General features: G+C 64.8%; 15 protein-coding genes. 6 read left to right on the forward strand and 9 right to left on the reverse strand.

The features are described 5' to 3' along the window. Positions 1–20: 20 nt before the first annotated feature. On the reverse strand, positions 21–1256 hold the full coding sequence (locus AC07UK_RS02345; RefSeq protein ID WP_436222040.1) for a pyridoxal phosphate-dependent aminotransferase: 1236 nt from the start codon (positions 1254–1256) through the stop codon (positions 21–23). 344 nt (positions 1257–1600) lie between these two features. Between AC07UK_RS02345 and AC07UK_RS02350 the strand changes: the two genes are divergently transcribed. The 5 genes from AC07UK_RS02350 (at position 1601) to AC07UK_RS02370 (ending at position 6035) form a co-directional block, all read left to right on the forward strand. Further along, the gene (locus AC07UK_RS02350; RefSeq protein ID WP_436222041.1) at positions 1601–1984 is read left to right on the forward strand and encodes an Mth938-like domain-containing protein; all 384 of its coding nucleotides are present in this window, start codon (positions 1601–1603) and stop codon (positions 1982–1984) included. A gap of 126 nt (positions 1985–2110) precedes the next feature. After that, positions 2111–2575, forward strand: coding sequence for a peroxiredoxin (locus AC07UK_RS02355; protein ID WP_436222042.1), 465 nt, complete (start codon positions 2111–2113; stop codon positions 2573–2575). A 428-nt stretch (positions 2576–3003) separates the two neighbouring features. Further along, positions 3004–4707 carry a PhoH family protein gene (locus tag AC07UK_RS02360; RefSeq protein ID WP_436222043.1) on the forward strand — a complete coding sequence of 568 codons (1704 nt, stop codon included), beginning with the start codon at positions 3004–3006 and terminating at the stop codon, positions 4705–4707. A gap of 135 nt (positions 4708–4842) precedes the next feature. Next, positions 4843–5301, forward strand: coding sequence for a hypothetical protein (locus AC07UK_RS02365; protein ID WP_436222044.1), 459 nt, complete (start codon positions 4843–4845; stop codon positions 5299–5301). Between the two features lie 47 nt (positions 5302–5348). Then, on the forward strand, positions 5349–6035 hold the full coding sequence (locus AC07UK_RS02370) for a C40 family peptidase (RefSeq protein ID WP_436222045.1): 687 nt from the start codon (positions 5349–5351) through the stop codon (positions 6033–6035). 60 nt (positions 6036–6095) lie between these two features. On the opposite strand, the gene AC07UK_RS02375 is transcribed toward AC07UK_RS02370, so the two are convergent. The 8 genes from AC07UK_RS02375 to AC07UK_RS02410 form a co-directional block, all read right to left on the reverse strand. Then, positions 6096–7103 carry an inorganic phosphate transporter gene (locus tag AC07UK_RS02375; protein ID WP_013957137.1) on the reverse strand — a complete coding sequence of 336 codons (1008 nt, stop codon included), beginning with the start codon at positions 7101–7103 and terminating at the stop codon, positions 6096–6098. A 13-nt stretch (positions 7104–7116) separates the two neighbouring features. Further along, complete coding sequence (locus AC07UK_RS02380) at positions 7117–7743, reverse strand: DUF47 domain-containing protein (RefSeq protein ID WP_010809517.1); 627 nt, start codon at positions 7741–7743, stop codon at positions 7117–7119. Positions 7744–7934: 191 nt separating this feature from the next. Beyond that, positions 7935–9326, reverse strand: coding sequence for a replicative DNA helicase (locus AC07UK_RS02385; protein WP_013957138.1), 1392 nt, complete (start codon positions 9324–9326; stop codon positions 7935–7937). 168 nt (positions 9327–9494) lie between these two features. Next, on the reverse strand, positions 9495–9947 hold the full coding sequence (gene rplI, locus AC07UK_RS02390) for a 50S ribosomal protein L9 (RefSeq protein WP_436222046.1): 453 nt from the start codon (positions 9945–9947) through the stop codon (positions 9495–9497). Between the two features lie 32 nt (positions 9948–9979). Further along, positions 9980–10258, reverse strand: a complete 279-nt coding sequence (gene rpsR / locus AC07UK_RS02395) for a 30S ribosomal protein S18 (RefSeq protein ID WP_006163606.1) — start codon at positions 10256–10258, stop codon at positions 9980–9982. A gap of 3 nt (positions 10259–10261) precedes the next feature. After that, on the reverse strand, positions 10262–10561 hold the full coding sequence (priB, locus tag AC07UK_RS02400; protein WP_013957140.1) for a primosomal replication protein N: 300 nt from the start codon (positions 10559–10561) through the stop codon (positions 10262–10264). Between the two features lie 77 nt (positions 10562–10638). Next, positions 10639–11013, reverse strand: a complete 375-nt coding sequence (rpsF, locus tag AC07UK_RS02405; protein WP_010809513.1) for a 30S ribosomal protein S6 — start codon at positions 11011–11013, stop codon at positions 10639–10641. A gap of 118 nt (positions 11014–11131) precedes the next feature. Continuing rightward, a complete protein-coding gene (locus tag AC07UK_RS02410; RefSeq protein WP_436222047.1) occupies positions 11132–12124 on the reverse strand; it encodes an asparaginase in 993 nt (330 codons plus the stop codon). A 257-nt stretch (positions 12125–12381) separates the two neighbouring features. Here AC07UK_RS02410 and lexA point away from each other — a divergent pair, with 257 nt between their 5' ends. Further along, positions 12382–13035, forward strand: a complete 654-nt coding sequence (gene lexA / locus AC07UK_RS02415) for a transcriptional repressor LexA (RefSeq protein WP_013957143.1) — start codon at positions 12382–12384, stop codon at positions 13033–13035. The last annotated feature ends 76 nt before the right edge of the window (positions 13036–13111 follow it).

Genomic DNA, 13111 nt, shown 5'->3' on the forward strand with positions numbered 1-13111 from the left:
TTGGGGCGCGGCCCGCGAAATCAGGCCGCGACCTTGCCGTGGCGTTTTCGGTACGCCTCGAGGAAGCGCGCGATGCGGCTGATGGCCTCGCGCAGGTCTTCCTCGTGCGGCAGGAACACGATGCGGAAATGGTCGGGCTTGGCCCAGTTGAAGCCCGAGCCCTGCACCAGCAGCACCTTGGACTCCTGCAGCAGTTCGTAGATGAACTCCTGGTCGTCCTGCACCGGGTACATCGACAGGTCGAGCTTGGGGAACAGGTACAGCGCCGCCTTGGGCTTGACGCAGGTCACGCCCGGAATCGCGGTGATCAGCTCGTAGGCCAGGTCGCGCTGGCGGCGCAGGCGCCCGCCTTCGTTGACCAGGTCGTTGATGCTCTGGTAGCCGCCCAGCGCGGTCTGGATCGCCCACTGGCCCGGCACGTTGGCGCACAGGCGCATCGACGACAGCATGTTCAGGCCTTCGATATAGTCGATGGCCGGGCGCTTGTCGCCCGACACCACCATCCAGCCGGCACGGTAGCCGCACGAGCGGTAGTTCTTCGACAGGCCGTTGAAGGTCACTGTCAGCACGTCGGTCGAGAGCGAGGCGATCGAGGTGTGGGTGTGGCCGTCGTACAGGACCTTGTCGTAGATCTCGTCGGCATAGATGATCAGGCCGTGCTCGCGCGCGATGGCGACGATCTCGAGCAGCAGTTCGTCCGAATACAGCGCCCCGGTGGGGTTGTTCGGGTTGATGATGACGATCGCCTTGGTATGCGGCGTGATGCGGGCGCGGATATCGGCCGGATCGGGCATCCAGTCATTGGACTCGTCGCAGATATAGTGCACCGGCGTGCCGCCAGAGAGGCTCACGGCGGCGGTCCACAGCGGGTAGTCCGGCGCCGGCACCAGCACTTCGTCGCCGGCATTGAGCAGCGCGTTGACGGCCATCACGATCAGTTCGGAGGCACCATTGCCCACATAAATATCGTCCAGCCCAACGCCTTCGATATTTTTTTGCTGGGTATAGTGCATGATCGCCTTGCGTGCAGCGAAAATACCCTTGGAATCAGAATAACCTGCCGAATTCGGCAGGTTTCGCATCATGTCCTGCTGAATCTCTTCCGGCGCATCAAAGCCGAACACGGCCAGGTTGCCGATATTCAGCTTGATGATCTTGTGCCCTTCTTCCTCCATCTGCTTGGCCTTTTCCAGCACCGGTCCGCGGATGTCGTAGCAAACGTTATTGAGTTTGTTGGATTTCTGGATGGGTTTCACGGCGATGTCGGGCAAGCGTAGCGTGCCGCGCAGGCGGCACCGGACAGGGAATCTGGGCGAATCTGAATTAATGCCGAAGCCCCGTGCGGAAGCCCCGCGCCGAGGCGCCGTCCGCTGCAATGCAACGCGAACGTGGCAGACAGGGAGGCAAAAGCTATAATTTATCGGATTATGACAGACTTCGGCAGGGATTCTTGCATTGCAGCGTGCGCTTGCCGCGCGCACGCCAGGCGCCTGCGCACTGTCGCCCATCCTGTCGTCCACACCGTACCCGCCCGGGGTGCCGGCCATCCGCCCCACGGGCCGGCCCGCCAGCCCGTGGCGGCCGCCGCAGAGGCCTCCAAGTGAAACTCCACGCCGACCAGCCCCAGTCGCTCAATACCGTCACGGCCTACGGGCCGGGCTACATCGAGATCAACCTCGTCCGCCACACCAACTCGGTCCTGGTCATGCCCGAGGGCGAAGTCCGGCCCTGGCCGGTCAGCCGCTTCGAAGACCTGGAGCCCGCGCATTTCGAGCAGCTGGTGGACCTCGGCCCCGAAGTGGTGCTGCTCGGCACCGGCTCGCGGCTGCGCTTCCCGCACCCGCGCCTGACCGCGTCGCTGTCGCGCCGCCATGTCGGGGTGGACGCCATGGACCTGCAGGCCGCCTGCCGCACCTACAACATCCTGATGGCAGAAGGCCGCAAGGTCGCGGCGGTGCTGCTGCTCGAACCCGAAGCCGCCTGACCTTTGCAAAAGTTGAGCCGGCGCCACGCTTGAAGTCCGGCAGGGCGCCCCAATCTGCCCCGCCAAGGTGGCAGCCCCCTCACCCGATTCTCCCGATCCCCTGCCCCTCCCCCAGGAGCCACAAGCATGACCGTCAGTCTGAACAAGGCCGTACCCGACTTCAGCGCGCCGATGACCGGCGATGCCACCTTCCGCCTTGCCGACTACCGCGGCAAGACGGTGGTGCTGTACTTCTACCCGAAGGACAACACGCCGGGTTGCACCACGGAGGCCATGAACTTCCGCGACCAGTATGAGGATTTCCATAAAGCCGGCGTGCAGGTGTTCGGCATCTCGCGCGACAGCATCCGCTCGCACGAGAACTTCAAGGCCAAGCTTGAACTGCCCTTCGAGCTGATCTCGGATGCCGACGAAGCCGTGTGCACGTTGTTCGATGTCATCAAGATGAAAAAGCTCTATGGCAAGGAGCACCGGGGAATCGAGCGCAGCACCTTCATCATCGACGGCAAGGGCATGCTGCGCCACGAGCTGCGCGGCATCAAGGTGCCGAACCATGTTGACGAAGTCCTGGAAATCGTGCGCGGGCTCTGAGGTATCGCGTCGGTATCGGCCTTGCCTCGACACGTACGCCAACGCGGACGTGCTGTGTCGCAACAAGCCGTTGGCAAACCCAATTGCCAAACCCAAAACCTTCGGATACATTGGCCCGTAATGAGTTCAGATTCCGGATGCCACGCTGCTTCGACTCCCCGGCCCAGGCGGTTCGCGCCACAGGCCGGTAGCGGACCTGCCGTGTCGGCAGTCCGCCAAAGAAGCCGCCGGATCCCAGCCGCCAACCCTGTTCAGCAGGCATGGCGGCTTTTTTGTTTGCAGCCGCGTCTGTCCTCATGCCTGTCCGCGCCGGGAGCCTCGCGCATGCATGCCCCGGCCATCGGCCGCCACGCCGTATCCGACGTATCGCGGCGTCGCGGCACGGACACCCTCGCCCCCTTCTTGTCCCCCTGAAAGGAAAGCCAAGCATGCCGCTGCCTACCATGCCCGCCAAGCCTGCCCAATTGCTGGATCCGAGCGAGTTTGCTCCGGTCTCCGCGGTGCCCAAGGCCAAAGCCGCCACACAGGGCAAGAAACCTGTGCCGGCGCTCGAGCGCGTGGCATTGCTGGAAACCGGCGACACCGAGGAGCCTGAGGTCCAGGCCCGCGCCGCCGGTGGCACCCGCGCCCGCAGCACCGAGGCCCCGGCCGTGTCGACGCCAGCCGTCACTGCCGCGCCGGTCAGCCTGGTCAAGCCGTCCTCCGGCCCCACGCGCCGCGCCCGCAAGTCCGAAGGCCCGAGCAAGCTGTTCGTGCTCGACACCAACGTGCTGATGCACGACCCGGCCTCGCTCTTCCGCTTCGAGGAACACGACATCTATCTGCCGATGATGACGCTCGAAGAACTGGACAACCACAAGAAGGGCATGAGCGAAGTCGCGCGCAACGCGCGCATGGTCAGCCGCACGCTCGATTCGCTGGTGGGCGGCACCGACGGCGTGCTCGATGAAGGCCTGCCGCTGGCCAAGCTGGGCAACCGCGACGCGCAGGGCAAGCTGTTCTTCCAGACGCGCCTGAACGACATCAAGCTGCCTGAGGGCCTGCCGCAGGGCAAGGCCGACAACCAGATCCTGGGCGTGGTCAGCGCGCTGCAGCAGCAGTACCCCGAGCGCCAGGTCGTGCTGGTGTCGAAAGACATCAACATGCGCATCAAGGCGCGCGCATTGGGCCTGCCGGCCGAAGACTACTTCAACGACCAGGTCCTGGAAGACAAGGACCTGCTCTACGCCGGCGTGCTGCAGCTGCCCGGCGACTTCTGGACCAGGCACGGCAAGGGCGTGGAAAGCTGGCAGGACCCGAAGTCCGGCGCCATGTTCTACCGGCTCACCGGCCCGCTGGTGCCGTCGTTCCTCGTCAACCAGTTCGTCTACCTGGAGCCGGTCGACGGCAGCCTGCCGCTGTACGCGCAGGTCAAGGAGATCAACGGCAAGACCGCGCTGCTGCAGACGCTCAAGGACTACACGCACCACAAGAACAATGTGTGGAGCGTGACCGCCCGCAACCGCGAGCAGAACTTCGCGCTCAACCTGCTGATGAACCCGGACATCGACTTCGTCACGCTGCTTGGGCAGGCCGGCACCGGCAAGACCCTGCTGGCGCTGGCGGCCGGCCTGGAACAGGTGCTGGACCAGAAGCAGTACAACGAGATCATCGTCACGCGCGCCACGGTGCCGGTGGGCGAAGACATCGGCTTCCTGCCCGGCACCGAGGAAGAGAAGATGCAGCCCTGGATGGGCGCGTTCGACGACAACCTCGAGGTGCTGCAGAAGAGCGACGACAGCGCCGGCGACTGGGGCCGCGCCGCCACGCAGGAGCTGATCCGCTCGCGCATCAAGGTCAAGAGCATGAACTTCATGCGCGGGCGCACCTTCGTCAACAAGTTCGTCATCATCGACGAGGCGCAGAACCTGACGCCCAAGCAGATGAAGACGCTCGTGACCCGCGCCGGCCCCGGCACCAAGATCATCTGCCTGGGCAATATCGCGCAGATCGACACGCCGTACCTGACCGAGGGTTCGTCGGGCCTGACCTATGTAGTCGACCGCTTCAAGGGCTGGAGCCACAGCGGCCATATCACGCTGGCGCGCGGCGAACGCTCGCGCCTGGCCGATCACGCCGGCGACGTGCTCTGACACTGGCAGCCTGCGGCGCGCCCTGCCGGTGGCGGGGCGCGCCCGCGGTGCCTGAGCGCCGTCGTCAACGACAAGCACTTTGGGGCTATGATGGCCCATGTTTGCCGTTGCCCCGCATCCCCACTGGAGGCGTCGATGAATATCCAGCATCTGCCCAGGCATGTGCCTGCCATCGCCCGCAGCCAGCACAGGCAGCGCCTTGCGCTGGCCGTGCTGGCTGCCGCCGGCATCGCGCTGGCCGCCTGCTGGCGCCCGGCCCATGCCGCCGAAGAAGAAATGGTGATCCGCACCATGGGCCCGGTCAGCTACGTCTGCGGCGGTGTCGCCGAGGACGAGCGCCAGGCGCTGGCCGCGAAGGAAAAGGACTTCAATATAGGCATCCTGTTCATCCAGGGTGCGAGCGGTGAATTCCTGTCGGACGTGGCGGTCAGGCTGGTGCGCGACGAGCAGGAAGTCGCCAGCTTCAACGCCGCCGGCCCGCGCTGCCTGATACGTGCGCCCGAAGGCAGCTACAATATCGAGGCCAGTTACAAGGGCCAGGCCAAGTCCATCAAGGTCAGCACCGGTACGCGCAACGCCCAGCTACGCTGGTAGCGGCAAGGCTTCCGGTGCGCCGGCAGGCCGGCGACCGGAAACCCAGGATGCCATTGCGCCGTACCCGAATCTCTTCCCATCCATTGCGTGCGCAGCGCCTGCTTGCCCAGGTCCGGCTGCCGCTGCTCTGCGCCACCGCCCTGTTGCTGGCGGCCTGCGCAAGTTCCCCGCCTTCGCGCCATGCCGGCCTGCCGCGCACGCCGGGCAAGCCCATGATCGATCCCAGCGCCGGACTGGAAGAGATTTCCATCCAGGCGATGTCGCTGGTCGGCACACCCTATCGCTACGGCGGCAATACGCCGGACTCCGGCTTCGACTGCAGCGGGCTGGTGCGCTACGTGGTGTCGCGCGCGGCCAATGTGAACCTGCCGCGCACGACCGAGGCGATGGGCGCCCGCGGCAGCTCGCTGGACCGCAGCGAGGTGGCATCCGGCGACCTGGTGTTCTTTAACACCACCGGCCGCGCCAATTCGCACGTGGGCATCTACGTCGGACAGAACCGCTTTGTCCATGCGCCGTCTTCCGGCGGCACGGTCCGGCTGGAGGACATGGGCAAACCCTACTGGGCCTCACGCTACAACGGCGCGCGCCGCGTGGTGGCGGCGGTCAACCAGCCACCAGCGCCGCCCGCGTCGGTGGCACCCCCGGCCGCGACACCGCTGCCCGAGCCCGAGCCCGCCCCTGCACCGCTTCCGGTCGACGACGATCCCATCGCGGCCTTCGCCAACCAGTGACACGCCCAAACAAAAAGCCAGGCGTCAGCCTGGCTTTTTGCTGGTACGGCGGCCCCCGCCTTACAGGATATGCCGCCCGATCCACCATGCGATCGCCGCCATGAAGGCCGATGCCGGAATCGTCAGCACCCAGGCCCAGACGATATTGCCGGCCACGCCCCAGCGCACCGCCGACATCTTCTGCGCAGAGCCGACGCCGACGATGGCGCCGGTGATGGTATGCGTGGTCGATACCGGCACGCCCAGCGCCGAGGCAAAGAACAGCGTGATCGCCCCGCCCGTCTCGGCGCAGAAGCCGCCGACCGGCTTGAGCTTGGTGATCTTCTGGCCCATGGTGCGCACGATCCGCCAGCCGCCGAACAGCGTGCCCATGCCGATGGCCACATAGCAGCTGACGATTACCCAGGTCGGCGGCTGGCCGCCGGCCACCACATGGCCGCTGGCGATCAGCAGCATCCAGATGATGCCGATGGTCTTCTGCGCGTCATTGCCGCCATGGCCCAGGCTGTACATCGATGCCGACACCAGCTGCAGGCGGCGGAACCAGCGGTCCACGCGCGACGGCGGCGTGCGAAAGAAGGTCCAGCCCACAATCACCATCATCAGCGAGCCGAGGATGAAACCCAGCAGCGGCGAGATCAGGATAAAGGCCACGGTTTTCAGCAGGCCGCTGCCCACCAGCGCACCGGTGCCGGCCTTGGCCACCGCCGCGCCCACCAGCCCGCCGATCAGCGCGTGCGACGACGACGAAGGGATGCCGTAGTACCAGGTGATGACGTTCCAGGCGATCGCCCCGACCAGCGCCCCGAACACGACGTAATGGTCGACGATACTGACATCGATGGTGCCGGTGCCCACCGTGGCGGCCACCTTCAGATGGAAGATAAAGATCGCGACGACGTTGCACATCGCCGCCATCGCCACCGCGTGGTGCGGCTTGAGCACGCCCGTGGAAACCACGGTGGCGATCGAGTTGGCCGCGTCGTGGAAGCCGTTCATGAAGTCGAACAGCAGCGCGAGCGCCACCAGCAAGGCGATCACCCACAGGCTCATTTGTATGGTCTGCATGCCGATTGCCGCCTCAGGCGTTTTCCAGGACGATGCCTTCGATGATGTTGGCGACGTCCTCGCACTTGTCGGTGATCGTCTCGAGCTGTTCGTAGATGGCCTTCAGCTTGATCAGGCGCTTGACGTCGGTCTCGTCGCGGAACAGCTTGGACATCGCCGAGCGCATCACGCGGTCGGCTTCAGACTCGAGCTGGTCGATCTGCTGCGCGGTCTTCAGGATGGTGCTGGCGTTGCCCATGTCCTCGAGCAGGCCCACCGCGATCTTGACCTGGTCGCAGCACTGCACGCAGATGGCCGCCAGGCGCAGCGCCTCGTCGGTCAGGTTGGTCACGTCGTACAGCGAGATGGTCTCGGCCACGTCTTCCATCAGGTCCAGGATGTCGTCCATGGTCGTGATGAGCTTGTGGATCTCGTCGCGGTCCAGCGGCGTGATAAAGGTCTTGTGCAGCAGGTCGATGGTGTCGTGCGTGATCCGGTCGGCCTTCTTTTCGGTGGCCTGGACGCGGCGCGCATGGGCCTCGGCGTTGGGCAAGTCATTGACCAGTGCCTGGAGCTCATGGGCGGCGGTCACCGCGCAGTCGGCGTGCTGGTTGAAATATTCGAAGAACTTGCCCTCCGTGGGCATGAATCGGCCGAACATGGAATGTTCCTTGTGGCAGCGTGGTGACGCTGCTGATTGTGTTGCAGGATTGAGCGGGCGCGTTGCATGACAGTCGCGGGTGGCGACTGTCATCAAAGCGCAATATTTTACAGGGTTACAGGGACATTGCCCGCGAATTTGGCGCAAACAAGACGGCGCCGCACAGACGATTGCAGGCTGGCTTGACTTCGTCAGGTGTCGTTGTCGAAGAAAGCCGGACCGCCACTGAAGTTGTCGAATTTCGTGAACTGGCCCAGGAAGGTCAGGCGCACCGTGCCGATCGGGCCGTTACGCTGCTTGCCGATAATGATTTCGGCGGTGCCCTTGTCCTGGGAGTCCGCGTTATAGACTTCGTCGCGGTAGATGAACAGGATCACGTCGGCATCCTGTTCGATAGCGCCGGATTCGCGCAGGTCGGACATCACCGGACGCTTGTTGGGGCGCTGCTCCAGGCTTCGGTTCAGCTGCGACAGTGCAATCACCGGGCAGTTGAGTTCCTTGGCCAGGCCCTTGAGCGAACGGGAAATTTCGGAAATTTCCGTGGCGCGGTTCTCGCCGCCGCCGGAACCTGACATCAGCTGGAGGTAGTCGATGATGATCAGGCCAAGCTGCCCGCACTGGCGCGCCAGGCGCCGCGAACGCGCACGCAGCTCCATCGGGTTCAGCGCCGGTGTTTCGTCGATGAACAGCTGGGTGTCGTTCATGCGCTGGATCGCATGCGTCAGCCGCGGCCAGTCTTCATCCAGCAGGCGGCCAGTGCGCAGCCGGTGCTGGTCGAGGCGACCTACCGAGCCGAGCATACGCATGGCCAGCTGGGTGCCCGCCATTTCCATCGAGAACACTGCCACCGGCAAGCCCTGCTCCACCGCCACGTGCTCGCCGATGTTCAGCGAGAACGCGGTCTTGCCCATCGACGGGCGGCCGGCCACGATGACCAGGTCGCCCGGCTGCATGCCGCTGGTCATCTTGTCCAGGTCGATGAAGCCGGTCGGAACGCCGGTGACGTCGGTGGTGGAATCGCGGTGGTACAGCTCGTCGATGCGCTCGACCACCTGGGTCAGCAGCGGCTGGATTTCCTGGAAACCCTTCTGGCCGCGCGAGCCTTCCTCGGCAATCGCAAAGACCTTGGACTCGGCCTCATCCAGCAGCTCGCGCACCTCGCGGCCCTTGGGCGCGAACGCGGCCGAGGCGATATCGTCGGCCGCCGTCACCAGCTTGCGCAGCACCGAGCGCTCACGCACGATCTCGGCGTAGCGGCGGATATTGGCCGCGCTGGGCGTGTTCTGCGCCAGCGAATTCAGGTAGGCCAGCCCGCCCACCTCCTCGGCCTTGCCGGCCACCTGCAGCATCTCATAGACCGTGATCACGTCGGCCGGCTTGGTGGCCGAAATCAACCGGGCGATGCTCTGGAAGATCATCCGGTGGTCAAAACGGTAGAAATCCGCCTCGGAGATGAAGTCCGCAATGCGGTCCCAGGCGGCGTTGTCCAGCAGCAGACCACCCAGCACCGATTGCTCGGCTTCGATGGAATGCGGCGGGACCTTGAGGTTCTCGAGTTGGGGGTCGGCGACAGGCGCGTTCATGGGGAGGGATTATACCGGCGGGTGGACGCACTTCGCCGTACATTTGGCGACGGGGCCTGCAAAGACAAGCGAACAACAAAAAAGGCAGGAGCCAGGGCTCCTGCCTTTCTTGCTTGCAGTGCTTGCGGTGCTTCAGCCGGCGCAGCGCGCCGGCGAGGCGGCACGTCCTTAGACGCTCTCGCCCACGACCGACACGGTCACGTCGACCACGACGTCCGTGTGCAGCGCAACGCTGACCGGGTGGTCGCCCACCATCTTCAGCGGGCCATTCGGCATGCGAACCTGGGCCTTTTCCAGCTTGAAGCCTTGGCCAGCCAGAGCTTCAGCGATGTCGGCGTTGGTCACGGAACCGAACAGGCGGCCGTCCACACCCGACTTCTGGCTGATCTGGACGGTCAGGCCGTTCAGCTTCTCGCCTTCGGCTTGCGCGGCGGCCAGCCTCTCGGCAGCGGCCTTTTCCAGCTCGGCGCGCTTGACTTCGAATTCGGCGATCGCGGTTTGCGTAGCGCGACGGGCCTTCTTGCCCGGGATCAGGAAGTTACGGGCGTAACCGTCCTTCACCTTGACGATGTCACCCAGGTTGCCCAGGTTGACGACTTTTTCCAGCAGAATAATTTGCATCGCATTCTCTCCTTAACGGACCTAGGGCCTGATCAGTTCTTGTGCAGGTCGGTGTACGGCATCAGCGCGAGGAAACGCGCACGCTTGATGGCCGTATCCAGCTGACGCTGATAGTGAGCCTTGGTACCGGTCAGGCGGGCCGGCGTGATCTTGCCGTTGTCGCCGATGAAGTCCTTCAGGGTGTCCAGATCCTTGTAGTCGATCTGTTCCACGCCAGCCACGGTGAAGCGGCAGAAGCGCTTGCGCTTGAACAGCGGGTTCTGTTGCTGGAAGCGCTTCTTGTTCTTGTTGTCACGTTTGACGAATGCCATGATTCAATCCTTTTCGAATGCTTTACATCCAGTGATGTGAAAGACGAGAGCCTTGCTGTTGCGGTGCCTGCGGGCCAGGAATCCTTCGCAATCGAGCAGCGTGCCGAGCGGTAACCGCTCCAGACGCTGGCCAACCTGTCCGATCCCCATCGCTGCGATTGCAAACTCGACCTGCCGCGGCGTTTGCGCCTCGACGGCCTCGCCGCTGTACTGCAGGATGCAGTTCACGACGGGGACCCCGGCCGGGGTATAGCGCAGGGCATCGCGTTCCGCCAGGGTGGCGGCAAGCCGAAGCTGGTTCAACGCGGGGCCTCTTGCTGGTTGCAATCCATGCTGCCGTGGCCGACGCTGTCAGCCATGGCGCGCACCGCAGTCCGCACTCAGGCGGCCTGGCCTTCGGTGGTCGTTTGCGCGGCCTTGCGGGCTTCTTCGCGCTGCACTTCCTTCATCATCGGCGAAGGTGCGGTCTCGGCCTTCTTGGTCTGCACGATCAGGTGGCGCAGGACGGCGTCGTTGAACTTGAACGCGTGTTCCAGTTCAGCCAGCGTTTCCTTGCCGCATTCGATGTTCAGGCAAACGTAGTGAGCCTTGGCCAGCTTCTGGATCATGTAAGCCATCTGGCGACGGCCCCAGTCTTCCACGCGGTGAACGTTGCCGTTCTGCGAGGTCACGAGCTGCTTGTAGCGCTCGATCATGGCCGGCACTTGTTCGCTCTGGTCCGGGTGGACGATGAAGACGATTTCGTAATGACGCATTGACGCTCCTTTTGGATTAGCCACCCGGGCGTCACGAGTCCGGTGTGGCAAGGTTGAATAGCCTTATATTATAGCGCGCGCATCGGCAAGTGCGCAAGCCGCTGTTTACACAGGCAAATCAGGCGTTGGCAAACAAAGCCTGCAGCCTTGCCGGATCCCGCGCCAGCCCTGCGTCGGCTGCCAGCGCCATGGCCAGCAGCACGCGCGCCTTATAGGGATTGAGGTCCGTTGCGGAAACAAAAGCCCCATCCGTCGGGCTGAGCTGGGGCGGAATCGCCACATGACCGGCCCCGGTGCGGGAACTGCGCACCACGGCTACGCCCGCGGCAGCGGCATCGGCCAGCGCCTCGGCCAGCACCTCATGCACCGAGCCATTGCCGGCGGCAGCCACCACCAGTCCGGCAACGCCCGCGCGGACCAGCGCATCCACAGCCACCCTGCCCGGCTGGGCGTAGCTGGCCACGATCTCAACCACCGGCCACGCCGTCGGCATCGGCCCGATCACCCAGGCCGCGCGCGGCGCGCGCGCGAAGCGCACGTAGTCATCCTGCACGAAACCCAGCGGCCCGCAGGCCGAGACAAAGGCATCGACCGCCGACGTGTGGGCCTTGGCCACATCCCGCGCAGCGTGGATCTGCTGGTTCAGCACCACCAGCACACCCTTGCCGCGCGCATCGGGATGAGCGGCCACGCGCACCGCATCCAGCAGGTTCAGCGGGCCATCGGCCGACAGCGACGTCGACGGGCGCATTGCCGCCGTCATCACCACGGGCACCGGACACGATTGCGTCAGGTGCAGCGCCATCGCGGTTTCTTCCAGCGTATCGGTGCCGTGCGTGATCACGATGCCGGCAACGTCGGGCTGCGCGGACCAGTACTCGACCCGCGCCGCCAGCGTTTGCCAGAGCATGAAGGTCATGTCCTTGCTGTCGACCTGAGCCACCTGCTCGGCTTCAATGCGGGCCGCCGACTGCAGCGCGGGCACCGCTGCCAGCAACGACGACACCGGCACGGTCGCCGCCTGGTAGCGTGCGCTGCTGGCGGAGTTGCCGGCCGCGCCAGCGATGGTGCCGCCGGTGGCCAGTACGACGATACGAGGCAATTGGGTCATGGAGGCGTGCAAAGAAAGTGGGAAAACAGGAATGCCGATTGTAACGGGCGCGCCCCGCCTGGCCGCGGGCCCGCGCTGGCGACCCATAATCCGTCCATGCGACACGCCCCAAAAATTCTGCTTGCGCTCAGGCCGATACTGTATAAAATCACAGCATACTGTTTAAACATACAGTGCCTGGCCAGCCGGATGCAGGATAATGGATCGGCCGATCCCTTACCCGGAATCCCCCCGGCCCCGCACGGAACGGCGATCCCATGGCGACCCTGACACCCCGGCAGCAGCAGATTTTCGATCTGATCCGCAACACGATCCGCCGCACCGGCTTTCCGCCCACGCGCGCCGAAATCGCCGCAGAATTCGGCTTCTCCTCGCCCAATGCCGCAGAAGAACACCTGAGGGCGCTGGCACGCAAGGGCGTGATCGAACTGACCCCGGGCGCCTCACGTGGCATCCGCCTGAAGGTGGCACGCAGCGATTCGGAAATGCCCGACCAGTTTTCGTTGCCGATGGCCGGCGTGATGCAGCTGACGCTGCCGCTGGTGGGCCGCGTTGCTGCCGGCAGCCCGATACTCGCCGCCGAGCATATCGACCGCCAGTACCAGGTAGACGCCTCGGTCTTCGACGAACGTCCCGATTACCTGCTGCGCGTGCGCGGCCTGAGCATGCGTGATGCCGGCATCCTCGATGGCGACCTGCTGGCCGTGCGCCGCGCCAGCGAAGCCGCCAACGGCAAGATCGTGGTGGCGCGCCTGGGCGATGACGTGACCGTCAAGCGCCTGCAGCGGCGCGGTGGCCATATCGAACTGATCGCAGAAAACCCGGACTTCACCAACATCATCGTGGAGCCTGGCGAGGAGTTCTCGCTGGAAGGCATCGCCGTCGGTCTGATCCGATCTTCCGGCTTCTAGCCGGGCACCGCAGGCAGCGAGCCTGCGCGGGCCCACCCGCTTCCATTGCTTTGCAGACGCCACCCGGCTTGCCGGG

The organism is Cupriavidus sp. GW821-FHT07C08 (genome assembly GCF_059419025.1).